The sequence below is a fragment of the Streptomyces sp. MAI_2237 genome (assembly GCF_054189285.1).
Map to the genome: position 1 here is coordinate 474,629 of NZ_JAJPGQ010000001.1, position 26,363 is coordinate 500,991.

A 26,363-nucleotide genomic window follows, 5' to 3' on the forward strand; every position below is an offset into this window, starting at 1 on the left:
CGGCGTGGCCGCCCGCATCATGAGGAGATCCCGGGGCGGGGGCTCCGGGGTTCACGGTGTCGGGGGGCTTCATGGCGGTTTCCCTCGGGACGCGCATCTCGGGGCTGCTGGTGGCCGGAGCGGTGGCGGTGGCCGTCACGGCCTTCGGCGGTGACCGGGGTGGCGGACCGGAGAGCGGCGGAGACGGCGGTGGCGGCGCGATCGTGACCGCGGGACCCTCCGGACGTCCGCCCGCCACCGCCCCGTCTCTCTCCCCCACTCCCCGTCAGTCGCCCGCCGGTGAGGCGAGCGGCCTCGTCCCCACCGCGCCGCCGCCCGCCCACCGCGGTACCGCCCCGCACCCGTTCGCCTCCCCCACGCGGCCGCCCGCGGGCCGGCCGTTGCCGAGCCCCGCCTGGCTCCCACCGGGACCCGTCTCGCCCGACGCCGACTCCGTCCCCGACGCCTGGAGCCTCTACGACCGGCTGCGCGACCCCGCCCGATGCCGCACCGCACTTCCCCTGATCGACCGGACACCGGCCGGCCCGGACCGGCGGCTGCTGCGCGGCCTCGCCGAAGCCTGTCTGGCCGTGCAGGGCCGCGGCGGCAACTGGGACACGGCGGCCGCGGACCACACCGCCCTGGTCGGCCGGGCCGACACCTGCAAGGAACGGGCCGCCTACGCGGTGCTCGGCGCACTGCTGGACTTCCACCGGCAACACCCGCACGCCACCGTGCCGTTGCGGACCGCGCGGGGCGGTCCGCCCGCGTGCGACTACCGCGTCGCGGGGGTGGACACGGACCGGGCCGCGCCCGGTGACACCGTCGGGATCGAACTGCGCGGCATCTACTTCGACCCCGCCGAACTGGCCCGCTACGGCGAGGTGTTCATCGGCGGCAAGCGGCTCGATCCAGCGCCGGTGATCAGGTCCCGGAACGGCGACGCGCTGGTGCTGGCCGCCGTCGTACCGGCCCTGGACGGCGGTCCGAGGACGGCCGACGTGGTCGTGCGGTACGGCTCCGCCGAGGCGCGGCTGCCGGACGCCCTCACGGTCGTGGCGCCCGCCGCCGTCCCGTCCCCGGACCCCTCGTCAGGGACGCCACAGGGGGTGCTCCCGCTCGGCCCACTCCCGGCTCACCTTCCCCGTCCGTAGGCCGCGGCGCGCCTCGGGGTCGCCGAGCGCCATGCCGATGTGCCCGGCGAGGACGATGCCGATGGTCAGGGCCAGCCAGTCGTGGACGAAGGTCGCGCTGGTGCGCCACATGATCGGGGTGAGGTGGGTGAACCACATGATCAGCCCGGTGCCGAGCATCACCACCGACGCCCCGGCGATCCAGGGCCGCGTAGATCTTCTGCCCCGCGTTGAACTTCGCCGCGGGCCGCGCCGAGCGCCGCTTGTCCCGGGCGAGGGCGCCGTGCAGCCAGGTCCTGTCGTGCGGTCCGAAGCGGTTGAGATGCCCCAGGTCGGCGCGGAAAGCGCGGGAGGCCAGGCCCAGCAGGACGGGCACCGGCAGGGCGACCCCGGCCAACTCGTGCACCCGGACCACCAGTTCGCGGCGGCCGACGAGTTCGGCGAGCTGGGGGACGTAGAGGAAGGCGGCCGTGACCACGCACACGCCCATCAGGGCGGCCGTGCCGCGGTGCACCCAGCGCTGGACGGGGCCGAACCGCCGTACCTCGGTGACCTGCGGGGTGTGGGCCTCAGCTCGTAGGGTCATCGTCCCGCCCGTTCGACTTTCCGACCCAGGCGTCGACGTCGTAGCCGAGTCGCTCCCAGTAGCCGGGCTTGACGTCCTCGGTGACGGTGATGCCCGAGAGCCACTTGGCGGACTTGTAGAAGTACATCGGCGCCACGTACAGGCGGACCGGGCCGCCGTGGGCGTGGCCGATGTCCTTGTCCTGCATGCGCAGGGCGACCAGGACGTCGGAGCGGCGGGCCTGCTCCAGGGTGAGGCTCTCGGAGTAGGCGCCGTCGAAGCAGGTGAAGCGCACGGCCCCGGCCTTGGCCCGCACTCCCGCGGCGTCCAGCAGCCGGGACAGGCGCACCCCTTCGAAGGGGGTGTGGGGGACCCGCCAGCCGGTGACGCACTGGACGTCCTTGACCAGCCGGGTCTGCGGAAGGGCGCGCAGGTCGTCGAGCGTGTAGGTCTTCGGGCGGTCGACGAGTCCGTCGACGGTCAGGCGGTAGTCGGTGGCGTCCTTGTGCGGGACGGAGGAGGTGACCGAGTAGTAGCGGAAGCCGCCGCCGTTGGGCAGCAGACCGGTCAGGCCGGTGGGGTCCTTGTCGGCTGCTGCGCCGAGGAAGCCCTCCAGGCCGCGCTGGAGGACGGGAGCGGCGACCACGCCGAGCGCGCCCAGGCCGATGGTGCCCAGCAGGACGCGGCGGCCGATCGGAGTGCCGTGCTGCGCGGGCGGCCGCGGCTCGCCCGGTTCCTCGGGTGGTTCGGAGTTCACCCCTCCATTCGAACACCCGCGACGCCGGGCGGACCAGGAATCGCGGATGCCCGTCAGGGTTCCGTAATGACTTCTTACGGCGTTCTCAGAAACGGCGTCTTCGCAAGCGGCGCTCTCGGAAACGGCGTCATGCGTCCTGGGCCGCCTCCTCCAGCCGGAAGGCCTCGTTGCCGAGCCCGATGCGGGCGTGTGCCTCGGGTGCGCGGGAGCGCAGCAGGAGTCCCTGGACCAGTCCGGCGACCAGGGCGAGGAGGATGATGCCGGGCAGCACCCAGCTGAGCGCCGAGTCGGGGCCGGCGCCGACCAGGACGTCGAAGTCCTTGACCGTGTAACCGGCGATCACCAGCAGGGCGGCGGCGGCCAGCGCGGAGGTGATCAGCCGCCAGGCCTGGGCGCCGGCGGCGCCGCGCCGGGCGAAGAAGGCGATGACGGAGACGGAGGCCGCCGCCATCAGCAGGATCACGCCGAGCGCGCCGACGTTGCCGCACCACGTGAACAGGTGCAGGACGGGCTCGGTGGGGTCGCCGGCCGGGCCGTCGTCGGCGATCGCGAAGACGGTCACGATCACCGCGGCCACCGCCGTCTGCAGCAGGGAGCCGGTGCCGGGGGCGCCGCTCGCGCCGGTGGTGCGGCCGAAGGCGCGCGGCAGCAGTCCCTCGCGGCCCATGGCGAAGGTGTAGCGGGCGACGACGTTGTGGAAGCTGAGCATGGCCGCGAACATGCCGGTCACGAACAGCACGTGCAGGACGTCGGTGAAGGCTCCGCCGAGCCGGGACTCGGTCAGCGAGAAGAGCATGCCCGCGCTCTCCTTGCGGGCCACCCCGACGACCTGGGACGGACCGGCGGCGACGGTGAGCGCCCAGCAGCTGACGGCGAAGAAGACGGCCACGCCGGCCACCGCCAGGAACATCACCCGCGGCACCAGGACGTGCGGCCTGCTGGTCTCCTCCGCGTACACCGGCGCCTGCTCGAAGCCGACGAAGGCCGCGATGCAGAAGCACAGGGCGGTGCCCACGCCCGCGCCGCCGAGGGTGTCCGGGTTGAAGGCGTGCAGCGACAGGCCCTCCCGGGCAGGATCACCGATCGCGGCGACGTCGAAGATCACCACCAGGATCACCTCGACGACCAGCAGGACGCCCAGGACGCGCGCGTTGATGTCGACCTTCAGCCAGCCCAGCGCGCCGACCACCGCGAGGGCCACCAGCGCGGGTATCCACCAGACGACGTCCACGTGGGCGTAGGTGGAGAGCAGCCCGGAGACCTCGAAGCCGAAGATGCCGTAGATGCCGACCTGCATGGCGTTGTAGGCGACCAGGGCCACCAGGGCGGCGCCCGCGCCGGCGGTGCTGCCGAGGCCGCGGGAGATGTAGGCGTAGAACGCGCCCGCGTTGTGGACGTGCCGGCTCATCTCGGCGTAGCCGATGCCGAAGAGGATCAGCACCGCGCCGAGGACGACGAACAGCAGGGGCTGGCCGACGATGCCCATCACCGCGAATGTGGTGGGCATGACACCCGCGACCACCATGAGGGGTGCGGTCGCGGCGAGCACGGAGAGCAGCAGGCCCCCCGTGCCGAGGCGGTCGGCGCGCAGGGCGCGCTCCTGCCCCAGATAGGTGCTGATGCCGTCGGCCGTCGTGCGGTTCGCGCTGGAACTGCCCGTGGTCATCGCAGGACCGTCCTTGTGGTTGGCGTCGGGAGTGTCACGCCGTGCCGAGCGCGGCGGCCCGCGCGGCACGGAAGGCGGGGTAGGGCTCGTGGTGCGGGTAGGACCAGGGGGCCGGCGTGGCGTGCTCGCCGATGCGGTGGAAGAGGGCGGCGGCCTCGGCGCCGCGGCCCTCGCAGACCTTGGCGTGGGCGAGGAAGTTCAGGTCGACCAGGCGGCGCGGGTGCCCCTCCTGCTCCCACTCCAGCCACCAGTCGAAGGCGGCCTTCATCACCTGCCGGGCCCGGCGTCCGTTCCAGTGGCCGGAGGCGACCGGGTCGGCAGGCTCGTGGCCGGCGGCGGCGAGCACGCGGTAGCGCTCGGCGTGCGCGACGACGGGGAGGACGGCGAGCGGGGAGTCGGCGGGAGCCCGCTCGGCCGCCCAGTCGGCGAAGTCGTACACCTCGTGCAGCGGGTCCCGGCCGGCGCAGACGCCCCGCTCGGCGAGCCGGGCGACCATCAGATGGTGGGCGTGGTGGTGGTCGGCGCATCGGGAGCGGACCTCGCCGAACAGCCGTAACGACTCCTCCTCCGCACCCAGGGAGCACTCCAGCATCAGCAGCCCCAGCCACGGAGTGGGATCGGCGGGGGCGCGTCCGGCGGCCTCCCGGCAGGCCTCGCGGGCGAGGTCGGGCCGTTCCGCGCCGCGCAGGGCACGTTCCACCAGGGCGAGGGCGAGCAGCAGGGCGGCCTCGGGGGACGCGGGTTCGGCGACCAGCCAGTCCCGCGCCCAGGCCGCACTGTGGCGTTCCTGCCCGAGGACGACGGCCCGGTGTCCACGGCGGTCCCAGTCGTCCGCCGTGTGAACGAGCAGTGATCGCGCGGCCTGCCACCTTCCCTGCGCCAAGGCGGCCCGGGCGGCGGCGAGTTCGGTGTCGTCGAGGGCCGCGTCCAGCGCGTGTGCCGCGCGCTTGCGGATCCGGCCGAAGGATGGCGGAGGTGGGGGCACCGCGGGACTTCCTCACGCGACGCGGCTCTGCGTCAGGACTCGGGATATCGGACGGGCGTCAACTGATCACTCACAGCAAACTCGCAGCCAGGGCTTGAGTCAAGGCCTGCACAGCCGTTACACGCGTCAACTTCTGTTACGTTTGGGGTAGTTGAGAATTGGACGATCTTGAGTGGCGCCTTCGACCCGTCGATCCGGTGTGGCGTACGCCATGGCGCATCCCGTCCCGGCCCCTCACCATGGGCGGAACGGCCGGATCCGCAACTGCCTTGATCGACACGGAGAAGTGACCGGGTCGACTGCCCGGATCCGGGTACTCCCAGGGGCACGCCGGGCCCTGGGACGCTACAGTCCCCCCTACGCACTCCGTGACCCGGCCCGTCTGACTCGAGGTACGCAGCGTGTCGTTTCTGGTTCTGATTCTCGCCGTGAGCGCTGCCTGCTGCCTGGGCTTCGGGTTCGTGCTCCAGCAGAACGCGGCCTCGCACGCACCCCTGGGCGACTTCCTCTCGCCCCGGCTGCTCCTCGACCTGATGCGGGTGCCGCGCTGGCTGGGCGGCATCGGACTGATGGTGGTCGGCATGGTCCTGGGCGCGATCGCCCTCAGCCAGGGCGAGGTCTCCCTGGTCGAGCCGCTCCTGGCCACCAACCTGCTGTTCGCCCTGGCCCTGTCCCGCCGGCAGACCCGGCAGCCGCTGGGCCGCCAGGGCTGGACCGGCCTCGCACTGCTCGCGGGCGGCGTCACGGCGTTCATCGTCGCGGGCGAGCCGCGCGGCGGCACCGCGGTGGCCGACCCCTTCCGCCACTGGCTGATCATCGGCGTCATGGTGGGCCTCGCCCTGCTGCTGACCACGTACGCCAAGCGCTCGCGCCTCAGCTCCGGCCCCGTGCTGCTCGCCCTCGCCGCCGGCCTCCTCTACGGCGTCCAGGACGCCCTCACCCGGGTCAGCGGGCAGCTCTTCGCCGCGGGCGGCCTGACCGAGCTGTTCACCACCTGGCAGCCCTACGGCGTGGCCGCGCTCGGCGTGACGGGCCTGGTGCTGGTGCAGAGCGCCTTCGAGACGGCGCCGCTGCGCATGTCCCTGCCCGCCCTCACCGCCGCTCAGCCGCTGGCCGGCATCGTCTGCGGGGTCGGCTTCCTCGGCGACCGGCTGCGCACCGACACCGGGGCGCTCGCCTGGGAGGCGGCGGGCCTCGCCGGGATCGTCGTCGGCATCGTGCTGCTCGGCATGCACCCCTGCATGCCGACGGGCGCCGGCAAGCCGGAGCGCGTGCGGGACCTGCAGCCGAACTGACGCCGCCCTGCTTGGATGGCGGTATGACGACCCCCGCAGACGAGATCCTCGACATCGTCGACGAGCACGACCAGGTCATCGGCCGCTCCCCACGCGGCGAGGCCTACGCCAAGGGCCTGCGCCACCGCTGCGTCTTCATCCAGGCCCGCGACGCCGAGGGCCGCCTCTTCGTCCACCGCCGCACCCCGACCAAGCTGGTCTTCCCCTCCCTCTACGACATGTTCGTCGGCGGCGTGGTCGGCGCGGGCGAGTCCTACGACGAGGCGGCCCTGCGGGAGGCGGAGGAGGAACTGGGCGTGAGCGGTCTGCCGGCCCCGCGCTTCTTGTTCAAGTTCCTCTACGACGGAGGCGCCGGGCGCACCTGGTGGTCGGCGGTGTACGAGGTCCGCTGCGACCTGCCGGTGCGGCCGCAGGCCGAAGAGGTGGCCTGGCACGACTTCCTGCCGGAGGCCGAGGTGGAGCGCCGGCTCCGGGAGTGGGAGTGGGTGCCGGACGGGCTGGCGGCCTACGAGCGGCTGAGGGAGCACCGGGCGGCTTCCTGAAGGGGGCCCGATAGAGTCCTTCGCGTGATCGAATTCGCACGGAACGTCCGCCTGTGGTTCGCTCCCGAGGAGATCCGCCGGGAGGGCAGCACGCCCGACTACCGCTTCTCCCTGGCCAACGAGCGGACCTTCCTGGCCTGGCTGCGCACCGCCCTCGCCCTCATCGGCGGCGGCTTCGCGGTGGACCAGTTCCTGCCCGACCTGCGCTGGGCCTGGCGCGTCGGGCTGGCCCTGGCGCTGCTCGCCGCGGGCGTGCTGTGCTCGCTGCGCGCGGTCAATCACTGGATGCGCTGCGAGCGGGCGATGCGGCGCGGCGAGGATCTGCCGGTGTCCCGGTTCCCGGCCGTGCTCGGCCTCCTCGTCGCCGTCGTGGCCGTCGCGATGGTCGTCGTCGTGACCGTCGGATGGGAGGGGTGAGCGCCCCGGAGGCCGAGGAGCGCGACCCCGGGCTCCAGCCCGAGCGCACCCGCCTCGCCTGGCGCCGTACCACCCTGGCGAGCACGGTGGCCGCCGTCCTCTCCGTCAAGAGCGCGCTGCGCGGCGGTCCCACCGTGTCGGGCGTGGTCGTCTGCGCCCTGTGCTGCGCCCTCTGGCTGGGCTTCCTGCTCGTCGCCCACCACCGGATCCGGGCCCTCGCGGCCTCCGCCGGCCCGCCCGCGCTCGCGCACCGGCACGCCACGACGGCGGTCCTGTGCACGGTGGCCCTGGCCCTGTGCGGAGTGGCGCTCGTCCTCTAGGCCCGGTCCTCGCCCTCCGGAGCCTGCGGTTCCACCGTCACCACGATCTTTCCGCGGGTCCGCCCCTCCTGGCTGAGCCGGTGCGCCTCGGCCGCCCGCTCCAGCGGGAAGGCCGCGTCGACGTGCACGGACACCACGCCCTGCTCCGACAGCTCGGTCAGCCGCAGCAGGTCCTCGGCGTCCGGGCGCACCCAGCAGTACCGGCCGCCGTAGCGGACGACGTCGCCGTCGGCGATGGACGCCAGCCGCCCTTCCGGGGCCAGCAGGTTCGCCGAGGCCTTCAGGGCGTCACCGCCGACGGTGTCGAAGACGGCGTCCACCCCCTCGGGGGCCAGTCCCCGCACCCGCTCGGCCAGTCCCTCGCCGTACTCCACGGGCTCACCGCCGAGCGCGCGGACGTAGTCGTGGTTGCGTTCGCTCGCCGTGCCGACCACCCGGGCGCCGAGGTGCCGGGCGAGCTGGACGGCGATCGAACCGACGCCGCCCGCGGCCGCGTGGACGAGGACGGTGTCGCCGCGCCCGACCCGAAGCGCCCCGTTCAGCACCTGGTAGGCGGTGAGCCCGGCCAGCGGCAGCCCGGCCGCCGCCTCCCAGGAGAGGGTGCGCGGCTTGCGGGCGAGCGTGCGCACGGGTGCGGCGACGTACTGGGCGAAGGTGCCACGGGAGAGGAAGTCCTCGCGGACGTAGCCGATGACCTCGTCCCCGGCGCCGAACTCGGTGACGGACACCCCGGGCCGGACCACCACGCCGGACACGTCCCAGCCCGGGACCACCGGGAAGACCGCCTCCAGCATCCCGTCGAGATACCCCTCGCGGGCCTTCCAGTCGACGGGGTTGACGGCGGCGGCCCGCACCTCGACCAGTACCGCGTCGGGGCCCACCTTCGGGTCGCGCACCTCGCCGTACTCGAGGACCTCGGGTCCGCCGTACCGGCTGTAGCTGATCGCCTTCATGCCACCGACCCTCCGGGGTACGCGCACGCCACGCAAGCCGGATACGCGCTCTCTGCCCCGATATGCGCCGTTCGCGTGGCAGCCTGTCGGTCGTCACCACCCCGTACCCCGACGGTGAGCACATGACCGGCCTCCACCTGGAACACGCCTCCCACAAGCACGCGCACGATCCCGACTGCGGGCACACCCGGGTGCGGCACGGGGATCACGTCGAGTACGCGCACGACGGCCACTTCCACCGCGAGCACGAGGGCCACTGGGACGAGTGCGAGCAGGAGTCGCACGTCTCGCACGAGGACCACGACCACCGGCACGGCGACGGCTGCGGACACGAGAGCGCCCTGCACGGCGACCACGTCGACTACCTCCACGACGGGCACCGGCACGCCGCGCACAACGGCCACTGGGACGACCACTAGCTTCGGCGCCCGGCCGATCCGCACCGTCCGACAGCTCCCCGCCGCCCCCGGCCGGGAGCTGTCGGCCGTAGGGTGGGCCCGATCACTTTGGCTTCCCGTACTGGACGACATACCGACCAGTCGGCATGATGGTCGGGTCACGTGCACGCGCCTCGCAAAGGAGCACCGATGAGCCCCGATCACCCGCCAGGTCTCGATCTCGACCGGCTGCGCGGCCTGCTCGACCGTGAGCGGCCCGGCCTGGTGAACGGCGCCCTGACCGGCCGGCTGATCGAGGGCGGACGCTCGAACCTCACCTACGCGGTTACGGACGGCACCTCGAAGTGGGTCGTACGGCGTCCCCCGCTCGGCCACGTGCTGGCCACCGCGCACGACATGAAGCGCGAGCACAAGGTGATCAGCGCGCTGCACCCGACGAACGTGCCGGTCCCGCGGCCGGTGCTGCTCTGCGAGGACGAGGAGGTGCTGGGCGCGCCGTTCTACGTCATGGAGTTCGTCGAGGGCACCCCGTACCGCACGGCCGACCAGCTCGCCCCGCTCGGCCCGGAGCGCACCCGGGACGCGGTGCTGTCCCTGGTCGACACCCTCGTCGAACTGCACGCCGTGGACCCGGCCGAGGTGGGCCTCGCCGACTTCGGCCGGCCCGAGGGCTTCCTCGACCGCCAGCTGCGCCGCTGGGGCAAGCAGCTGGACGCCTCTCGCAACCGCGACCTGGCGGGCATCGACGAGCTGCACGCCGAGCTCGGCCGCCGGCTGCCGGCCTCGCCCGCGCCGACCGTCGTGCACGGCGACTACCGCCTGGACAACGTCCTGATCGACGGCGACGACCGGATCAAGGCGATCCTGGACTGGGAGATGTCCACGCTCGGCGACCCGCTCACCGACCTGGGCCTGCTGGTGATGTACAGCATGCCGCTGGGCATGTCCGACTCCCCGGTCTCCACGACCGCCGAGGCCCCCGGCCACCCGGCCCCGGCCGAACTGATCGAGCGGTACGCGGCCCGCTCGGGCCGGGACGTCTCGGCCGTCTCCTGGTACACCGCCTTCGCCTGGTTCAAGCTCGCCGTGATCCTCGAGGGCATCCACTACCGCTACACGCTGGGCCAGACGGTCGGCCGCGGCTTCGACCGCATCGGGGACCTCGTCCCCGTCTTCATCGAGCACGGCCTGACGACTCTTCAGGAAGGCTGACGGATCATGGACTTCGCGTTCGACGCCCGCACCGAGGAACTGCGGGCCAGGCTGCTCGCGTTCATGGACGAGTACGTGTATCCGGCCGAGCCGGTGGCCGAGGAGCAGCGGGCCGCGCTGGCCTCGCCGTGGGACACCCCGGCCGTGGTCGAGGAGCTGAAGGCCGAGGCGCGCAGGCAGGGCCTGTGGAACCTCTTCCTGCCCGACGGCGAGTACGGCGCCGGCCTGACCAACCTCCAGTACGCCCCCCTCGCCGAGATCACCGGCCGCTCCCCGCAGCTCGCGCCCACCGCGACGAACTGCGCGGCTCCCGACACCGGGAACATGGAGGTGCTGGCGCAGTTCGGCGACGAGCAGCAGAAGAAGCAGTGGCTGGAGCCGCTGCTGGCCGGCGAGATCCGCTCCGCGTTCGCGATGACCGAGCCGGAGGTGGCCTCCTCCGACGCCACGAACATCACCACGCACATCGAGCGGGACGGCGACGAGTACGTCGTCACCGGCCGCAAGTGGTACATCTCCGGGGCGATGGACCCCCGCTGCAAGATCTTCATCGTGATGGGCAAGACGGACCCGGACGGCTCCGACATCCGCCGCCAGCAGTCCATGGTGCTGGTGCCGCGGGACACCCCCGGTGTCACCGTGAAGCGCGCGATGCAGGTCTTCGGCTACGAGGACCACTACCACGGCGGCCACGCCGAGGTGGTCTTCGACCACGCGCGCGTGCCGGTCGGCAACCTCATCGGCGAGGAGGGCGGCGGCTTCGCCATCGCCCAGGCCCGCCTCGGCCCGGGCCGCATCCACCACTGCATGCGGCTGATCGGCATGGCGGAGCGGGCGATCGAGCTGATGTGCCGCCGGGCCGTGTCCCGTACGGCCTTCGGCAAGGCCCTGGCCCAGCAGGGCGTGGTGCAGAACTGGATCGCGGACGCGCGGGTGGCCGTGGAGCAGCTGCGCCTGCTGGTGCTGAAGACCGCCTGGATGATGGACACCGTCGGCAACCGCGGCGCCCACACCGAGATCCAGGCCATCAAGATCGCCACGCCGCGGACGGTCGTCGACATCATCGACCGCGCGATCCAGCTGCACGGCGCGGGCGGTGTGAGCCAGGACTTCCCGCTGGCCGAGCTGTACGCCGGGGCCCGCACCCTGATGCTCGCGGACGGCCCGGACGAGGTGCACCAGCGGTCGCTGGCGAAGCGGGAGCTGAAGAAGTACCTGTGAGACACGGGTGAGGGGCGGCTGCGATCGGCAGCCGCCCCTCACGCGTGTGCCGGGTCCGTCAGGGACGCAGGGCCCGCAGCAGCAGGTCGGCGAGGTGGTCGGCGACCTCCTGCGGGCCCATCGGGCCGTCGGGGCGGTACCAGGTCGACAGGTGGTGGACGGAGCCGAAGTGGTAGTCCACGACGAGGTCGGCGGGGGTGGCCTTGGAGAAGACGCCGGCCTCCTGGCCCTCCTCCACCAGCGCGCGGAAGCGCTCGTGGTAGCGCCGGCGCTCGGCGCGCACCTGCTTGTTCTTCTCCGGGCTCAGGTGGTGCATGGAGCGGAAGAAGATCGACGCGTCGTCGAGGTTCTCGATCGTGGTGACGACGACGTCCGCCGCCGCGCCCCGCAGCCGCTTCTCGATCGGCTCGTCGGCGTTGGCGAAGGCGTCGAGGCGCTCCTGCTGGACGCGCAGCACGCGCGCGTACACCTCGTGCAGGAGGTCGTCCTTGGAGCCGAAGTAGTGGTACAGCGCCCCCTTGGTGACGCCGGCCGCCTCGACGATCTCCTGCACGGAGGTGCGGTCGTAGCCCTGCTCGGCGAAGAGCCGGGTGGCGGCGGCCAGCAGCCGCTGCGGGACGGGCGTACCGTCTCCGTCCGTCGTCCTGGGCACTGTGCCGCCACCTGCCTTCCGGGCGTCCGCCGTGTTCCGGCGTGCTCTATTCGCTTGCTTCTCGACGGGAGCGAAGCTCCCGACGGAGGATTTTCCCACTAGCCGTCTTCGGCAACTCCGGCAGGATCTCCACCTGCCGCGGGTATTTGTAGGCGGCCAGTCTCTCCTTGCAGTACACCGCGAGTTCATCCGGGTCGGTGTCGGCACCCGGACGCAGGCTGATGTACGCCTTGACGGTCTCCCCGCGGTACCCGTCGGGCACCCCGACGACGGCCGCCTCGCGCACCACCGGATGCGTGTACAGCACGTCCTCGACCTCGCGCGGCCACACCTTGAACCCGGAGGCGTTGATCATGTCCTTCTTGCGGTCGACGACGTCGAGCCAGCCCTGCTCGTCCATGAAACCGATGTCGCCGGTGCGCAGCTCGCCGTCCGGGAAGGTCTCGGCGGTCGCGTCCGGGCGGCGCCAGTAGCCGGGCACCACCTGCGGTCCCCGGACGAGGATCTCGCCCTGCTCGCCGAACGGTACCTCCCGCCCCTGGTCGTCGACGATGCGCACGGCCGTCTCGGGGCCGGGCAGTCCCACGGCCAACGTCCCGGAGACCGGGTCGACGGGCGCCTCCAGGCCGGGCGGGACGGAGGCACAGGGGGCGGTGCACTCGGTGAGGCCGTAGCCGTTGCGGATGTAGGGCCCGAAGCCCGCCCGGAACTTCTCCACCAGGGCCGGGGGCACCGGCGCGCCGCCGCTGGAGATGTTCACGAAGCAGGAGAAGTGGTCCGGGGTGGCGTCCGGGTGGGCGGCCAGCGCCATGAAGGCGGTGGACGGGCCGACCGTGTAGTGCGGCCGGTGCTCGGCGAAGGCCTCCAGCACCACGCCGGCCTCGAAGCGGTACGTCAGCACGAGCGTGCCGGCGCTGTCGAGGCAGGCCCCGAGCTGGCACACCATCCCGGTGATGTGGAACAGCGGGGCGAGGGCGTAATAGACGGGCCCGTCGGGAAGGGCCAGTCCCGTCCGCTGCCGCTCGGCGTTGTACATGATGTTGCCGTGCGTGTTGGTGGCGCCCTTGGGGGTGCCGCTGGTGCCGGAGGTGTAGCTGATCAGCGCGATGTCGGACGGGGTGAGGTCGCGGCCGTGGGGCGCCTCGTACCCGGCGCGGGCCACGGTGGTCAGGTCGGCGGCGTCCGCGCTCTGCGGCAGCCGCTCGAACGACAGCACGCGCGCGTCGCCGCGACTTTGGAAGTCCAGCTCGCAGGCGGTGAGCACGATCCGCACCGGCGATCCGGCGACCGTCTCGCGCAGGTACGCCTCCCAGGCCCGGTCGGCGCAGATCAGCGCGGTCACCTCGCCGTCCCGCAGGACGTGCCCGACCTCCCCCGACTTGTACATCGGGTTGACCGGCACGACGATCGCGCCCGCCTTCCACGCCCCGAGCAGCGCCAGCACGAACAGCGGCGAGTTCTGCAGCAGGATCGCCACCCGGTCCCCGCGCTCCAGGCCCCGCGCGGCCAGGTGCCCGGCGACGGAGTCGCTGAGCTCGTCGACCTCGGCGTAGGTCAGCCGGCCGTCGAAGTAGGCGAGGAAGTCGCGGTCCGGTGCCTCGCCGACGGCGCGGCGCAGGGCGTGCACCAGCGTGTCGAGGGGCTCGACCGGCGCCCGCTGGGCGTCGTTCAGCAGGGCCACCCAGGGCTTGGCCGCGTAGCGGGACCCGGTCACCGTACGTCCTCCCACTTCTGCTGGACCCGGTTCATGTTCTCCAGCCAGCGGTCGGGGTCGGTGGCCCGGGCCTGGTAGAACTCGGCCACGAAGGGGTGCGGCAGGATGAGGAAACGGTCCTCCTCGATTCCCTTGAACAGGGCGTCCGCGACGTCCGAGGGGGCGATCGCGGTGGGCTGGAGCACCAGGTCGCCCGCGCTGCCGCTGGCGGTCAGCATGTCGGTGCGCACGCCCTGCGGGCAGATCGCGTGGACCTTCAGCCCCCGGTGGCGGTAGGTCAGGGACAGCCACTCGGCGAAGGCGTAGGCACCGTGCTTGGTCACGCTGTAGGAGGGCGCCCCGATCATGGTGAGCAGCCCGGCGGCGGAGACGGTGGACACGAACCGGCCGCTCCCCCGCTCCAGCCACGCCGGAAGCAGTTCCTGGGCGGCCCGTACATGGGCCATCACGTTGACGTCCCACGAGGTGGCCCAGGACGTCTCGTCGGCCGACAGCCCCTCGGCGCCGTCCTGGAACCCGACGCCGGCGTTGGCGCAGTACACGTCGACCGTGCCGCCGAGCGCCTCCCGGGCCGCGGCGACGACGGCCGCGGCGTCGCCGGGGACCGCGATGCCGCCGATCTCGTCCGCCACCGCCTCCGCCCGGTCACCGTCGAGGTCGTTGACGACGACCCGGGCTCCCTCGGCGGCGAACCGCCGGGCGAGGGCGGCCCCGATGCCTCCCCCGGCTCCCGTGACGACCACACCAGCACCTTGCACGGCTTCCACCATCGGTCTCCTTCGACTGCGGTTCGGCTGCCGTCAGACTAACCGGTCGGTATGTATCAGGAAAGAGGTGCCCGAAACGCGCCGGGAGCGCGCCGGCATCCACGTGTGGCCCGTCGAGTGGGCGCGGCGGGCCCCGGCTGACCGGCGGCTTCCACCCGACCCGCGGGAGCAATACCGTGCCCCTCATGCGCCTCTCCAGACGAGCACTCCTCGCAGCGACAACGGCGGCAACCTCCCTCACCGCCGCACCCCCGGCCGCCGCGGCCGAGTCCCGCCGCAGGCTCCGCACCGGCTTCGAACGCCTCGCCGCCGACGGCTACGCCCTCCTGGACGGCCGTCGCGTGGGAATCGTCACCAACCCCACCGGCGTCACCCGCGACGTCCGCCACATCGTCGACGTGATGCACGCCGACCCCCGCGTCGACCTCGTCGCCGTCTTCGGCCCCGAGCACGGCTTCCGCGGCACCGCGCAGGCGGGCGGCTCCGAGGGCCGCTACGACGACCCCGCCACCGGACTGCCCGTCTACGACACGTACCTCAAGAGCGGCGGGCCGCTCGCCGACGTCTTCACCGCCTCCGGCGTCGACACCGTCGTCTTCGACATCCAGGACGTCGGCGCCCGCTTCTACACGTACATCTGGACGCTCTACGACTGCATGGAGGCCGCCCAGCTGGCCGGCAAGCGCTTCGTCGTGCTCGACCGCCCCAACCCGGTCACCGGCCGCTTTGCCCAGGGCCCCGTCCTGCACAAGGAGTTCGCGACCTTCGTCGGCAGGCAGCCCATCTCCCAGGCGCACGGCATGACGGTCGCCGAGCTGGCCCGGCTCTTCAACGGCGAGTTCCTCACCACCCCCGTACCGCTGGAGACCGTGCTGATGACGGGCTGGCGGCGCTCGGACCTCTACGACGCCTCCGGGCTGCCCTGGGTGCCGCCGAGCCCCAACATGCCGACGCCCGACACCGCGCTCGTGTACTCGGGCACCTGCCTCTTCGAGGGCACCAACCTCTCCGAGGGCCGCGGCACCACCCGCCCCTTCGAACTGCTCGGCGCGGACGGCATCGACGGCCGCTGGGCCGCCAAGGTGAGCGAACTCGCGCTGCCCGGCGTGCACTTCAGGGAGGCGTACTTCGCGCCCACCTTCTCCAAGTTCCAGGGCAAGACCATCGGCGGGGTGCAGATCCATGTGCACGACCGGACGGCGTACGACCCGGTCCGCACCGGAATCGCCCTGCTGGTGACCGCCAGGCAGGTCTGGGACGGCTTCGCCTGGCGCTCCGACCACTGGATCGACAAGCTGACGGGCTCCGCGCAGGTGCGCACCGCGATCGACGCCGGGGCGAGCACCGAGGACGTCGTGGCCGGCTGGCGGGAGGAACTCGCGGCGTTCCGGCGGATTCGAAAGGAATACCTCCTCTACAAGTGAGTCGCGGCGTATGGCCATTCCCGCCCGGTAGCAGGACGATGCGCCCACATCGCACCACTTCGGGGGACGAGGGAGCCCGTCATGGCACAGCCGGCCACGAGCGTGACGCCTTACTGGGAGCTGACCTTCGACGCGGACGGGGACGTCGACGCGACGGAACGGGACGCGCTGCTCGCCCAGGTCGGCGGGCACGGCGTCCGCGACCTGATCGTCTTCGCGCACGGCTGGAACAGCGACCGCAGGCACGCGACCGCCCTGTGCACCGGGTTCTGCCGCCCGATCCGCGGCCTCGCGCCGCGGGCCAGGATCGGGTACGCGGGCGTGATCTGGCCCTCGATGCGCTTCGCCGACGAGCCGATCCCCGACTTCCCCAGGTCGGTGGTGGCCACGGAGGCGGAGGCCGACCCGGCGCCCGCGCTCGACAAGGACACCCGGCACGCGCTGCTGGAGACCTTCCCCGGCCGGGCCACCGTCGTGGACCAGATCGCCCGCATGCTCGACCAGCGGCCCGACCACGAACTGGAGGAGTTCGGCAGACTCGTCCGGCTCCTGGTGGAGGTCGTACCGGGCGGGCCGCAGCCGTTCTTCGCGGCGGACACGGTCGCGGAGGGCGTCCCGCAGAGCGAGCCGGCGCTGTTCACCGCGGACACCGCGACCCTGTGCGACGAGTTCGCCCGGGCGCTGGCGTCCCTGCGGGCCGGCGGCGACCCGGAGGCGTTCTCGCTGCCCAACCCCTGGGACGGGGCGAAGGAACTGCTGCGGCAGGCCACGTACTACGCGATGAAGCGGCGCGCGGGAACGGTCGGCGAACGCGGACTCGGCCCGGTGATCGGCCGGCTGGCGGCCGCGGCACCGAACGTGCGGGTCCACCTCGTCGGGCACAGCTTCGGCGGGCGCCTGGTGTCGTTCGCGCTGCGCGGCCTGCCCGAAGGCGTACGGACCGTGAAGTCGGTGACCCTGCTCCAAGGCGCCTTCTCGCACTACGCGTTCGCGGCACGGCTGCCGCAGGACCCGCGGACCGGCGGGGTGCTGCAGGGTCAGCAGAACCGCATCGACGGGCCGCTGGTGTGCTGCTACTCCCGCTACGACCAGGCGCTCGGCACGCTGTATCCGCTGGCCTCGCGGATGGCGGGCCAGAACGACGCGCTCGCCGGCTTCGACGTGCTGGGGGCCGGAGGCGAGTGGGGGGCCATGGGCCACGACGGGGTGCAGGCGGTGCCGGGCACCTTGCGGCTGGACCTGGCCGAGGCGCTGCGCGGGCCGCTGGCCGCCTCCGGGTGCGTGAACGTCGACGCCTCCGCGGTGGTCAGGCGCGGGGGCCCGCCGTGCGGGGCGCACAGCGACATCGTGCATCCGGAACTGGCGAGGGTGGTGCTGGCGGCGGGCCGCATCGGCTGACCCGCCGCCTTTCGTGCCATGTCACGCGTCACGCGTCACATGTCACATGTGACACACCACCCCGCCCGGTTCCGGCTCACCGGTGCGACGTGTACTCCACCACCTGCTGGAACGTCGGCCGGTTCTGCCAGCTGATGTTGCCGTGCTTGATGCCGCCCAGGGTGCGCTGGACGATCGAGTCGGCGCACCACTGGTCGCCCGCCGAGCAGAGGCTGTCGCCGGGGTAGACGGTCGACGCGGACGTGCCGGCGGCCGTCTTCAGGGTGCTCATCAGGATGTCCCGGCAGGAACTGAGGCTGCCGCCGCCGCAGTACTTCTGGCCCAGCGGGCCCTGCACGTTCTCCCCGAGCACCGCGCGGATGTCCTTGTCGACGTAGCTCCACCAGCCGTACTGGAAGGAGCTGCCCGCGTGCGAGCCGGTGGGCCCGTGGGCGGCCGACGGGGCCTCGTCGACGGGGAGGTTGTTCGTGACGGCGGTGTAGAGGTCGTCGCCGAGGCCGGGTTGGAACTCGGCCTTGACCAGCAGCGGCCACCAGGCGTCCAGGATGCGGATGGCGTCGGCGTCGGCGTACTTCTTCGAACCGGCCGAGGTCTCCGTGCGCTTGGCGCCCGCGGACACCCACGCCTGCAGCTTGCTCACCGCGTCCGCGACCGTGGAGTCGGTCACCGTGCTGCTGTTGACGACCTTGAGAAGCTTCGGCAGGACGTCCTCGGCGCGCAGGTCGGCGAGGGCCGCGTCCGCCATCGCCTGCACCAGCTTCGTACGGGTCACCCCGCCTGCGGCGACCAGCTTCTTGACCCGGTCCTCCAGCAGGTTGCCGCGGTGCACCGAGCCGTCGCCCCAGGGCGCGGACGTGTAGTCGAGGGCCTGCTTGTTGTTCCAGGAGACGTAGTAGTCCTGGTCGACGGAGTTGGGGTGCGCCGAAGCGGGCGTGTAGTCGGCGGTGTTGGTGGCCGGGTCCCAGTTCTTCCACTCGTAGGCGGCCTGCCCCCACACCGGGAACTCGGCGTCGACGCCGCTCGCGCGCACCGGGTTGTCGCCGCTGTTGTAGTAGGCGGTGTGCGAGGAGTCGGCGTAGAACCAGTTGAAGGTGTAGTTGATGTGCTGGGCCGCGCTCTGGAAGTTCTTGGGGCCCTTGACGTAGTCCGGGTCGTTCAGCATCTGGAAGCCGATGATCGAGTCGGCCTCGTGCATGTAGGAGGAGCGCAGCGTGGTGTAGGCGACCTTCTTGCCCCCGACGGTCGCCCGGTACTCGACGGGCCCGTACTTCGTCCTCCACACACGCATGGTGTACGAACCGGCGGCGGTGCCGTCGGCCGTGGTCGGCTTCCAGGAGTTGGCCCGTTCGACCTTGTCCATGGCGGTGCAGGTGCCGTGGTAGAGGTAGTGGTAGTCGTCCTGGCACAGCTCGACGGCGTAGGTGTCGATGATGTCCTGGCCGGAGGTGGTCGCGGACCACGAGTAGTCCTGGCCGCGGCCCAGTTCGACGTACATGCTCAGGCCGGCGAAGGAGGCGCCGCGGGCGCTGATGCCCGGGCCCTGGATCTCCTGGAGCATGAGCAGCTGGGGCGCGAAGTACCCGGTCTGCGGGCCGAAGACGGCGATCGGGTGGCCGCTGGCGGTGTACTTGCCGCTGACCACGAGGGCGTTGGACATGCCGCGCCGGGCGGAGCTGAGCGCGGTCGTGGTGGCCGTCTTGGAGGCGGCGGTGGCGCTCTGGCTCGCGCCGGTGCCGGTGGCGTCGTAGACGAGCGGCTCGGTCGTCACGGAGCCGGCGTCGGGCAGGGCCTCGCCCTGGGCGTCGGCGGGCTTGGTGGCGTAGGGGAAGCGCTCGCCGTTGTGGACGGTGAGGACGGCCTCGGGGTCGTTGCGTTCGCGGAAGGACTCCCAGACCTTGGTGCCCTCGGCGACGCCGTACTTGGACTGGGCGGCGATCAGTGAGATCGCGTTGTTGACCTCGCCGCCGCCGCCGGCGCCGAACAGGGCGCCGATCACCGAGCCGAGCGCGACCAGGTCGGTGATCTTGAAGTGGTCGATGGTGCCGGCGTTGGTGATCGAGTCCTTGTGCCCGGTGAGGACGTACTCGCCGGGGAAGTAGCGGCCCGAGTCGGAGGCGTCGATGTAGGCGTTGATGCCGGCGAGGTAGGCGTTGGCGTCGGCGAGGGCCTGCTGGCCGCGCGCGCCGTTGTCGGCGACGGCGTTGTCGATCTGGGCTTGCAGATCGGCCTCGGAGTAGGGGGCGTTGCGGTAGAACTCCTGCTCCAGGCCCTGGTTGGAGGCGGCGCCGCCCGCGAAGGTGGTCAGCTGGCCGCGGCCGACGTGCCGGAAGACGTCCATGAGCCACAGCCGGTCCTCGGCCGCCGCGTAGCCGGCTCCGAACTCGGTGCCGTACCTGGTGCTGCCGGTGATGTGCGGCACGCCGGTCTTCTTGTCGCGGACGATCGTCACGTCGCCGCGTCCGGCCGGGCTCTCCGTGGAGGCGACTTGATCCGAGGGAACACCGAACGAGGCGTCGTTGAAGAAGGTGTTGATCTTCGCGTCGGTGAGTCCGGAGTAGCCCGTGGCCAGGTTGGCGTAGGGGCCGAGCTGGTCCTCGGCGTGGCTGGGCTGGGTGCCGAAGGCCTGGTTGAGGAGGATCTGCGCGAGGGTCGCGTTGCCGTTCTCACCGGGCGGCAGGATGTCGGAGCACTGGCCGCCGCAGTAGTCGTTCGAGGCGGTGGCGGCGGTGGCGGTCGCCTGGGCGAGCGGGGACAAAAGGCCGGCAATCAGGACGCATATGGATGCGGACTTCAGGAACCCGGTGAGTCTGCCGGGAGTTCTCAGTCTGTCGAGGGTGGTGCGCACGGTACGCCGAGGCATGGCGGCTCCTGCCGACGAGGGGGTGTGGCGGGACGTTACCGCCGGTATCCCCGGGAGTGAAGGTGAACATGCGTCAAGTTTTGGAAGACGGTGGTCGGCTTATGGAGGTCATCGGAAATCGGATGGAGCCGAATCGCTTGTCGATACGTCTATTCGGCGACGTCCTTACGACGACGCCGAAGTGACCGAAGTACAGGTGCAGGTGTGACGGAGGTGCAGGACGATGGCGGGTTTCCGGAGTCTAGCGAGACAGGTCCGCGATCCGCGGTGCGATCTGGCACTGCGGCGCTACTCACTGCGCAAGTGCCTTGAGCGGTTCGCTCCTTACGGGCACAGGGCGACCTGGGACCACTTGTGCTCCCGGGCGGGGTTCGGTCCCGAGGACCGCTCCCCCGACCCAGCGCGGCTCGTGGCCGCACTGGAGGAGTTGGAAGAGGCGCGTTCGGTCTGGCTGGCCTACGAGGTCGAGTTCGCCGAGCGGCGCAAGAAGGAGAAGCACGACGGGCTGCGCCGACCGGGCAGCGTGGACGACTGGCACCGGCTGACCTGGGGCGGTTTCGGTGTGGCGTGGTGCGACGACCCGCGGGTGCACCCCCGTGAGCCGCTGGCCGAGGTGCTGCGCAGGCTGATCTCCGCCCTGGAGCGCGAACCGGGCGCGGAGTGCCCGGTGTGCGGCGGGGAACGGCTGGTGTGGACGTACGACCTGGACCATGAACCGTCCTCCGGTCCGGTGTGCAGCGACTGCGGAATTCTGGTGCCACGGCCCGTGCTCAAGCCCGAGGCCCTGGCGGACGCAAGGCGCGGAAGGCTACTGGTGTCGGCCTAGCACGGCGGGGGTGCGCCGGGGATGCCGCACCCCCTGTTCTGTCCGCCGGAGGTGCGGCCGGCGGACCGTTGTCAGTGGCGTCCGGCAGGCTTGGGGCATGGTGCAGGTGTGTCTCAACGGGACGCGGGGGGCCGCCGACGGCGCGATGATCCCGCTGACCCCTCAGGCGCTGGCCGAGTCCGCGGCCGCGGCCGTCACGGCCGGCGCCACGGATGTGCACGTCCACCCCAAGACGCCGTGCGGGCGCGATGCGTTGTCGCCGCGGGTGCTCGGACCGGTGCTGGAGGCGATACGGGCGCGGGTGCGGGTGCCGGTCGGGGTGACCACGGGCGCGTGGGCCGAGCCGGACCCGGCGGACCGGCTCGCGCGGGTGCGGAGCTGGGCGCAGCTGCCCGCCCCGCCCGACCACGCCTCGGTCAACTGGCACGAGGAGGGCGCCGAGGGGATCGCCGCCGCCCTGATCGACCTCGGCGTGGGGGTCGAGGCCGGCATCTGGTCGGGGACGGACGGCGCGGCGCGGTTCGCCGTGTCGCCGCTCAAGGGGCAGGTGTTGCGGGTGCTGGCGGAGGTGACGGACACCTCCGCCGGGACGGCGGAGGACAGCGCGCGTGCGCTGCTGGCCGATCTCGGTCCCGCGGGCGGGCGCCCGGTGCTGCTGCACGGTGAAGACGGGGGCGCCTGGCCGGTGCTGCGGCTGGCGGGGCGGCTGGGGCTCGCCACCCGGATCGGCCTGGAGGACACACTCGCCCTGCCGGACGGCGAACCGGCCCTGTCCAACGCCGAGTTGGTGGTCGAGGGACTGAGGCAGTACCGCGACGCGCGACGGTAGCAGCCGTAAATCCGCTCGCTCCACCGTTTTCGCGTCCGGACAGTGGGAGGCGATGAGACCGAACCGAACGCCCTCCCGAACCGAGGTGTCCCATGTCGACGCTCCGCGTCACCGCCGAAGTGCTGACCGTCCACGAGCATCCCAACGCCGACGCGCTCGAACTGGCCCAGGTGGGCCTGTATCGCGCGGTCGTCGCCAAGGGCGCCTACCGCACCGGCGACGCCGCCGTCTACATCCCCGAGCAGGCCGTGCTGCCGGCCGGGCTGATCGAGGAGCTGGGGCTGACCGGGCGCCTGGCGGGCACGAAGGCCGACCGGGTCAAGGCGGTGCGGCTGCGCGGCGAGCTGTCGCAGGGAATCGTGTGCCGCCCGAAGGCGCTGGCGGACGTCGATCTGACGCGGGCCGCGGCGGAGGGCACCGACTTCGCGGAGGTGCTCGGCATCACCAAGTGGGTCCCGCCGATCCCGCCGACGATGAACGGCGAGGTGGAGTCCGCGCCCGGTCTGCTGCCCTGGGTGGACATCGAGAACATCCAGCGGTTTCCGGACGTCTTCGCACCGGGCGAGGCTGTGGTCCTGACCGAGAAGCTGCACGGCTCGGCCTGCCTGGTGACCTACGCGGCCGACGAGGGACGGGTGTACGTCTCCTCCAAGGGCTTCGGCGCCAAGTCCCTGGCCCTGAAGGAGGATCCGCGCAACCTGTACTGGCGCGCGGTGCACGGCCACGGCGTCGCCGAGGTAGCGAAACGGCTCGCCGAGCGGCTGGGGGCGCGCCGGGTCGGGATCTTCGGCGAGGTGTACGGCGCCGGGGTGCAGGACCTGACGTACGGCGCGGACGGTCGGCGGGAGAGCCTCGGGTACGCCGTCTTCGACGTCTCCGCCGAGATCGACGGCGCCGTGCGGTGGCTGGACGCGGCCGAACTGCTGGACGGGGAGCTGCCGTTGGTGCCCCGGCTGTACGAGGGGCCGTACGACGTCGAGCGGGTGCTGGAGATCGCGAGCGGGCGGGAGACCGTGTCCGGACGCGGGCTGCACCTGCGGGAGGGGGTCGTGATCCGGAGCGCGGTGGAGCGCTACAGCCCGGTGACGGGCGGCCGGGCGATCGCGAAGGCGGTGAGCCCCGCCTACCTGACCCGCAAGGGCGGGACGGAGTACGAGTAGACGCTCGCCGTCACTCGCCCGCGGCCGCGCGCCGGCGCTCGACCATCAGCCGCGACCCGCTCCGCCGCTCGCCGAAGGCGTCGTCCGGGTTGGACAGGACGCAGGAGTCCAGCGACAGGCAGCCGCAGCCGATGCAGTCCGTCAGGTGGTCGCGCAGGCGGTTGAGCTGCCTGATGCGCTCGTCCAGCTCCGAGCGCCAGTTCTCCGAGAGGCGGGCCCAGTCCTCGCGGGTGGGGGTGCGCTCCTCGGGGAGTTCGGACAGGGCCTCGCGGATCGTGGCGAGGGGGATGCCGACGCGCTGCGCTGCGCGCACGAAGGCGACCCGGCGCAAGGTGTCTCGGGTGTAGCGGCGCTGGTTGCCCGCGGTGCGGCGGCTGCTGATCAGGCCCTTGGACTCGTAGAAGTGCAGGGCCGAGACGGCGGCGCCGCTGCGCGCGGCGAGCTGGCCGACCGTGAGCTCGTGGATCTTCTCGGGGATCTGGGGCACCCCTCGAACCCTACCCACCCGGCGTGGGCCGCCGTCCGTTGACATCGGATTCCCGGCCGACCATGCTAAGCAGTTGCTTAGACATTGCGACGTATGGGAGGCCGGGACATGGCAGAGCCGAGGATCTTCACCTCCGCCGACGAACTGAAGGCGGCGGTGGGCGAGCAGCTGGGGTACACCGACTGGCTGGAGATCGACCAGAAGCGGATCGACCTGTTCGCGGAGGCGACGGGCGACCACCAGTGGATCCACGTGGACCCGGAGAAGGCCGCCTCGGGGCCGTTCGGCACGACCATCGCGCACGGCTACCTGACCCTGTCGCTGCTGCCGCTGTTCGGCCCGCAGCTGATCCAGGTCGAGGGCGTGAAGATGGGCGTCAACTACGGCACCAACAAGGTCCGCTTTCCCGCCCCGGTCCCGGTCGGCTCGCGGCTGCGCGCGACCGCGAGGATCAGCGGGGTCGAGGACGTGCCCGGCGGCGTCCAGGTGAGCGTCGCCTACTCGGTGGAGCGCGAGGGCGGCGACAAGCCGGTCTGCGTGGCCGAGTCGGTGGCCCGCTTCTACCTCTGACGCCCCGACGGCGGCCCGGCGGCTACTTGACCCCGACCATCCGCAGCACGAGGTCGGCGTAGAGCGCGCCGACCTCGTCCGGTGTCCAGGGGCCGTGGACGTTGAACCAGCGGGCGACGTCGATGCAGAGGGAGAGGACGGCGAGGGTGGTGCCCTTGACGTCCACCACCTCGAAGTCGCCGACGGCGATGCCGTCCTCGATGATCCCGCGCACCTCGGCGTCGCACTGGCGGCGCAGCGCGAGGATCTCGGCGCGGGCGTCCGGGCCGAGGGAGTCCAGCTCGTACTGCACGACGCGGGCGGTCGTCCGTCCCCCGGCGTGCCAGCGCACGAAGGAGCTGACCGCGTCCGCGAGCCGCTCGGCCGGCGTGCCCTCGCCGCGCGCCGCGGTGCGCAGGATGTCGACGGCCTTCTCGTGGCCGATCCGGCTGATGCGGTGGAGCAGCTCTTCCTTGGTCTTGTAGTGGATGTAGAGCGCGGCCGGGCTCATGCCGGCCCGGCCCGCGATGTCACGGGTCGTGGTGGCGTGGTAGCCGCGCTCGGCGAAGGCCTCCACCGCGGCCATCAGCAGCCGCCGGGCCGCGTCGGGCGTGACCTCGCCCCATGGCGCCACCTCGCCGCCGGCCGTCTCCTCCGCCGTACTCATCGCTCGCTCGCCCCTCTCGCAGACAGACACCCCACCATACCGCCCAAGGTGAGCGAGCGCTTAGTCCGCGTGTTCACAGGTTCCGCGGCCGTCACGGCTTCGGGTTCCGCGGGAGTCAGAGCTTCTCGAAGGGGTGGTACGACCGCTCCACCGCCTCCTGCCGGTCCCGGATCACCTTGGCCAGGGTGAAGGCGGAAGTCACCAGGTACAGGACGGCGATGCCGAGGAAGGCCCGCACCCAGGCGTCGGCGTTCAGCTTGAAGATGCCGATGGCCGTGGCGGCCATGGCGACGGCGAAGGAGGCGACCGCCTGGCCGTAGAAGGCGGCGGTGTTCTGCTGCTTGCCCGAGGTCTCACTCATGGGGACAAGGGTGCGGGCGGGCGGCCCCGAGGGGCATCCGCGCACATACTCAGCCGCGTACTCAGAACGCCGAAATCCCCGTCAGGGCACGGCCGATGAGGAGCTTCTGGATCTGGCTCGTGCCCTCGTAGAGGGTCATCACCCGGGCGTCGCGCAGCAGCTTGCCCGCCGGGTACTCGTCGATGTAGCCGTAACCGCCGAAGACCTGCAGGGCATTGTTGGCGGCGCGCACGGCGGCCTCGGAGGCGAACAGCTTGGCCTTGGAGGACTCCACCGCGAACGGCAGCCCGCGGTCGATCAGGTCGGCGACCCGCCAGGTCAGCAGCCGGGCCGCGTCCACGTCGACGGCGATGTCGCTGATCAGTTCCTGCACGAGCTGGTGGTGGGCGATGGGCCTGCCGAACTGCTCGCGCTCGCCCGCGTACCCGACGGCCGCGTCCAGGGCGGCCTGGGCTATGCCGACACAGCCCGCCGCGACCGACATCCGCCCCTTGGCGAGGGCCGACATGGCGACGGAGAACCCCTTGCCCTCCTCCCCCACCCTCGCGGAGGCGGGCACCCGCACGTCCTCGAGGACCAGCTCGGCCGTCGCCTGACCGCGCAGGCCGAGCTTGCCGTGGATGGTGCGGCGGGTCAGACCGGGGGTGTCGGTCGGTACGAGGAAGGCGGAGACGCCCTTGTGGCCGGGGGCGTCGGTGGAGCGGGCGAACAGCAGGACGACGTCGGCCCAGGTGCCGTTGGTGATGAACATCTTGGTGCCGCTCACGACGTAGTCGTCGCCGTCGCGCACCGCGCGCGTGGTGAGGTTGCCGGCGTCGGAGCCGGTGCCCGGCTCGGTGAGGCCGAAGCAGCCGACGTGGTCGCCGGACGTCAGCCCCGGCAGCCACCGCCGCTTCTGCTCCTCGCTGCCCCAGGCGGCGATCGTCTTGGCGACCAGCCCGAGCGAGACGGACACGATCCCGCGCACGGACGAGTCGCCGCGTCCGAGTTCCTCCGTGACCAGGCAGTACGCGAGGTGGTCACCGCCGGAGCCGCCGTACTCCTCGTCGATCGTCAACCCCAGGAAGCCGACCTCGCCGAGCTTCTTCACGATGGCCCGGTCGACCTCCTCGGCACGGTCCCAGGCGACGACGTTCGGGGTGATCTCCCGCGCCACGAAGTCCCGGGCGAGCCGCCGTACGGCCTCCTGCTCCTCGCTGAGCCCCAGGTCCACCACGAGATCACCC

26 protein-coding genes and 1 pseudogene are annotated in these 26,363 nt (G+C 72.2%); 14 read left to right on the forward strand and 13 right to left on the reverse strand.

Annotated features, from left to right (window positions below; genetic code table 11):
- Positions 1-71 precede the first annotated feature (71 nt).
- Positions 72-1,133 (forward strand): hypothetical protein, encoded by a 1,062-nt coding sequence (locus LN251_RS02220; RefSeq protein ID WP_458242837.1) that lies wholly within the window; start codon positions 72-74, stop codon positions 1,131-1,133.
- Here the strand turns inward: LN251_RS02220 and LN251_RS02225 are convergent.
- The 4 genes and pseudogenes from LN251_RS02225 to LN251_RS02240 form a co-directional block, all read right to left on the reverse strand.
- Positions 1,071-1,698: pseudogene (locus tag LN251_RS02225) on the reverse strand (cytochrome b/b6 domain-containing protein). The gene LN251_RS02220 and the pseudogene LN251_RS02225 overlap by 63 nt on opposite strands.
- A complete protein-coding gene (locus LN251_RS02230; RefSeq protein ID WP_458242838.1) occupies positions 1,682-2,434 on the reverse strand; it encodes a molybdopterin-dependent oxidoreductase in 753 nt (250 codons plus the stop codon). The pseudogene LN251_RS02225 and the gene LN251_RS02230 overlap by 17 nt, the downstream one beginning before the upstream one ends.
- A 127-nt stretch (positions 2,435-2,561) precedes the next feature.
- Positions 2,562-4,100 (reverse strand): APC family permease, encoded by a 1,539-nt coding sequence (locus LN251_RS02235; protein WP_458242839.1) that lies wholly within the window; start codon positions 4,098-4,100, stop codon positions 2,562-2,564.
- Positions 4,101-4,134: 34 nt separating this feature from the next.
- Positions 4,135-5,085, reverse strand: coding sequence for a hypothetical protein (locus LN251_RS02240; protein WP_458242840.1), 951 nt, complete (start codon positions 5,083-5,085; stop codon positions 4,135-4,137).
- A gap of 401 nt (positions 5,086-5,486) precedes the next feature.
- Here LN251_RS02240 and LN251_RS02245 point away from each other — a divergent pair, with 401 nt between their 5' ends.
- The 4 genes from LN251_RS02245 to LN251_RS02260 are packed head-to-tail and all read left to right on the forward strand — an operon-like array spanning position 5,487 to position 7,659.
- Positions 5,487-6,380, forward strand: coding sequence for a DMT family transporter (locus LN251_RS02245; protein WP_458242841.1), 894 nt, complete (start codon positions 5,487-5,489; stop codon positions 6,378-6,380).
- A gap of 23 nt (positions 6,381-6,403) precedes the next feature.
- The gene (locus tag LN251_RS02250; protein WP_058926288.1) at positions 6,404-6,922 is read left to right on the forward strand and encodes an NUDIX hydrolase; all 519 of its coding nucleotides are present in this window, start codon (positions 6,404-6,406) and stop codon (positions 6,920-6,922) included.
- Between the two features lie 24 nt (positions 6,923-6,946).
- The gene (locus LN251_RS02255; protein ID WP_458242842.1) at positions 6,947-7,339 is read left to right on the forward strand and encodes a YidH family protein; all 393 of its coding nucleotides are present in this window, start codon (positions 6,947-6,949) and stop codon (positions 7,337-7,339) included.
- Positions 7,327-7,659 (forward strand): DUF202 domain-containing protein, encoded by a 333-nt coding sequence (locus LN251_RS02260; RefSeq protein ID WP_458242843.1) that lies wholly within the window; start codon positions 7,327-7,329, stop codon positions 7,657-7,659. Before LN251_RS02255 ends, LN251_RS02260 begins: the two co-directional genes overlap by 13 nt.
- On the opposite strand, the gene LN251_RS02265 is transcribed toward LN251_RS02260, so the two are convergent.
- Positions 7,656-8,612, reverse strand: a complete 957-nt coding sequence (locus tag LN251_RS02265; protein ID WP_458242844.1) for an NADP-dependent oxidoreductase — start codon at positions 8,610-8,612, stop codon at positions 7,656-7,658. The two genes, LN251_RS02260 and LN251_RS02265, sit on opposite strands and share 4 nt — an antisense overlap.
- A 122-nt stretch (positions 8,613-8,734) precedes the next feature.
- Between LN251_RS02265 and LN251_RS02270 the strand changes: the two genes are divergently transcribed.
- From LN251_RS02270 to LN251_RS02280, 3 genes are all read left to right on the forward strand, one after another.
- A complete protein-coding gene (locus LN251_RS02270) occupies positions 8,735-9,031 on the forward strand; it encodes a hypothetical protein (protein WP_458242845.1) in 297 nt (98 codons plus the stop codon).
- A 168-nt stretch (positions 9,032-9,199) separates the two neighbouring features.
- Positions 9,200-10,222, forward strand: coding sequence for a phosphotransferase family protein (locus tag LN251_RS02275; RefSeq protein ID WP_458242846.1), 1,023 nt, complete (start codon positions 9,200-9,202; stop codon positions 10,220-10,222).
- 6 nt (positions 10,223-10,228) lie between these two features.
- Positions 10,229-11,443: an acyl-CoA dehydrogenase gene (locus LN251_RS02280; protein WP_404151870.1), complete on the forward strand. Its 1,215-nt coding sequence runs from the start codon at positions 10,229-10,231 to the stop codon at positions 11,441-11,443.
- Positions 11,444-11,501: 58 nt separating this feature from the next.
- Here the strand turns inward: LN251_RS02280 and LN251_RS02285 are convergent, their stop codons facing one another.
- From LN251_RS02285 to LN251_RS02295, 3 genes are read right to left on the reverse strand one after another with little or no spacing between them, the layout of a single operon-like run.
- Positions 11,502-12,095, reverse strand: coding sequence for a TetR/AcrR family transcriptional regulator (locus tag LN251_RS02285; protein ID WP_058926281.1), 594 nt, complete (start codon positions 12,093-12,095; stop codon positions 11,502-11,504).
- 46 nt (positions 12,096-12,141) lie between these two features.
- Entirely contained in the window at positions 12,142-13,809 is a 1,668-nt protein-coding gene (locus tag LN251_RS02290; protein WP_458242847.1) for a class I adenylate-forming enzyme family protein, read from the reverse strand.
- Positions 13,806-14,579, reverse strand: coding sequence for an SDR family oxidoreductase (locus LN251_RS02295; protein ID WP_458242848.1), 774 nt, complete (start codon positions 14,577-14,579; stop codon positions 13,806-13,808). Before LN251_RS02295 ends, LN251_RS02290 begins: the two co-directional genes overlap by 4 nt.
- 182 nt (positions 14,580-14,761) lie before the next feature.
- Here LN251_RS02295 and LN251_RS02300 point away from each other — a divergent pair, with 182 nt between their 5' ends.
- Together LN251_RS02300 and LN251_RS02305 are read left to right on the forward strand one after the other, a co-directional pair.
- The gene (locus tag LN251_RS02300; RefSeq protein ID WP_458242849.1) at positions 14,762-16,000 is read left to right on the forward strand and encodes an exo-beta-N-acetylmuramidase NamZ family protein; all 1,239 of its coding nucleotides are present in this window, start codon (positions 14,762-14,764) and stop codon (positions 15,998-16,000) included.
- 81 nt (positions 16,001-16,081) lie between these two features.
- A complete protein-coding gene (locus tag LN251_RS02305; RefSeq protein ID WP_458242850.1) occupies positions 16,082-17,398 on the forward strand; it encodes a serine-threonine protein kinase in 1,317 nt (438 codons plus the stop codon).
- 76 nt (positions 17,399-17,474) lie between these two features.
- Here LN251_RS02305 and LN251_RS02310 read toward each other — a convergent pair whose 3' ends face one another.
- The gene (locus tag LN251_RS02310; protein ID WP_458242851.1) at positions 17,475-20,258 is read right to left on the reverse strand and encodes a penicillin acylase family protein; all 2,784 of its coding nucleotides are present in this window, start codon (positions 20,256-20,258) and stop codon (positions 17,475-17,477) included.
- Positions 20,259-20,481: 223 nt separating this feature from the next.
- Here LN251_RS02310 and LN251_RS02315 point away from each other — a divergent pair, with 223 nt between their 5' ends.
- The 3 genes from LN251_RS02315 (at position 20,482) to LN251_RS02325 (ending at position 23,073) form a co-directional block, all read left to right on the forward strand.
- The gene (locus LN251_RS02315) at positions 20,482-21,084 is read left to right on the forward strand and encodes a hypothetical protein (RefSeq protein ID WP_458242852.1); all 603 of its coding nucleotides are present in this window, start codon (positions 20,482-20,484) and stop codon (positions 21,082-21,084) included.
- 97 nt (positions 21,085-21,181) lie between these two features.
- The gene (locus tag LN251_RS02320) at positions 21,182-21,913 is read left to right on the forward strand and encodes a 3-keto-5-aminohexanoate cleavage protein (RefSeq protein WP_458242853.1); all 732 of its coding nucleotides are present in this window, start codon (positions 21,182-21,184) and stop codon (positions 21,911-21,913) included.
- Positions 21,914-22,005: 92 nt separating this feature from the next.
- Positions 22,006-23,073 (forward strand): RNA ligase (ATP), encoded by a 1,068-nt coding sequence (locus tag LN251_RS02325; protein ID WP_458242854.1) that lies wholly within the window; start codon positions 22,006-22,008, stop codon positions 23,071-23,073.
- Between the two features lie 10 nt (positions 23,074-23,083).
- On the opposite strand, the gene soxR is transcribed toward LN251_RS02325, so the two are convergent.
- Positions 23,084-23,560: a redox-sensitive transcriptional activator SoxR gene (gene soxR / locus LN251_RS02330; protein ID WP_249838322.1), complete on the reverse strand. Its 477-nt coding sequence runs from the start codon at positions 23,558-23,560 to the stop codon at positions 23,084-23,086.
- Between the two features lie 108 nt (positions 23,561-23,668).
- On the opposite strand from soxR, the gene LN251_RS02335 reads away from it, so the two are divergent.
- On the forward strand, positions 23,669-24,130 hold the full coding sequence (locus LN251_RS02335; protein WP_351474220.1) for a MaoC family dehydratase: 462 nt from the start codon (positions 23,669-23,671) through the stop codon (positions 24,128-24,130).
- A 22-nt stretch (positions 24,131-24,152) separates the two neighbouring features.
- Here the strand turns inward: LN251_RS02335 and LN251_RS02340 are convergent, their stop codons facing one another.
- From LN251_RS02340 to LN251_RS02350, 3 genes are all read right to left on the reverse strand, one after another.
- Positions 24,153-24,776, reverse strand: a complete 624-nt coding sequence (locus LN251_RS02340; RefSeq protein WP_458242855.1) for a TetR/AcrR family transcriptional regulator — start codon at positions 24,774-24,776, stop codon at positions 24,153-24,155.
- Between the two features lie 115 nt (positions 24,777-24,891).
- Positions 24,892-25,137, reverse strand: coding sequence for a YiaA/YiaB family inner membrane protein (locus LN251_RS02345; RefSeq protein WP_058926271.1), 246 nt, complete (start codon positions 25,135-25,137; stop codon positions 24,892-24,894).
- Between the two features lie 61 nt (positions 25,138-25,198).
- Complete coding sequence (locus LN251_RS02350; RefSeq protein ID WP_458243247.1) at positions 25,199-26,350, reverse strand: acyl-CoA dehydrogenase family protein; 1,152 nt, start codon at positions 26,348-26,350, stop codon at positions 25,199-25,201.
- Positions 26,351-26,363: the final 13 nt, after the last annotated feature.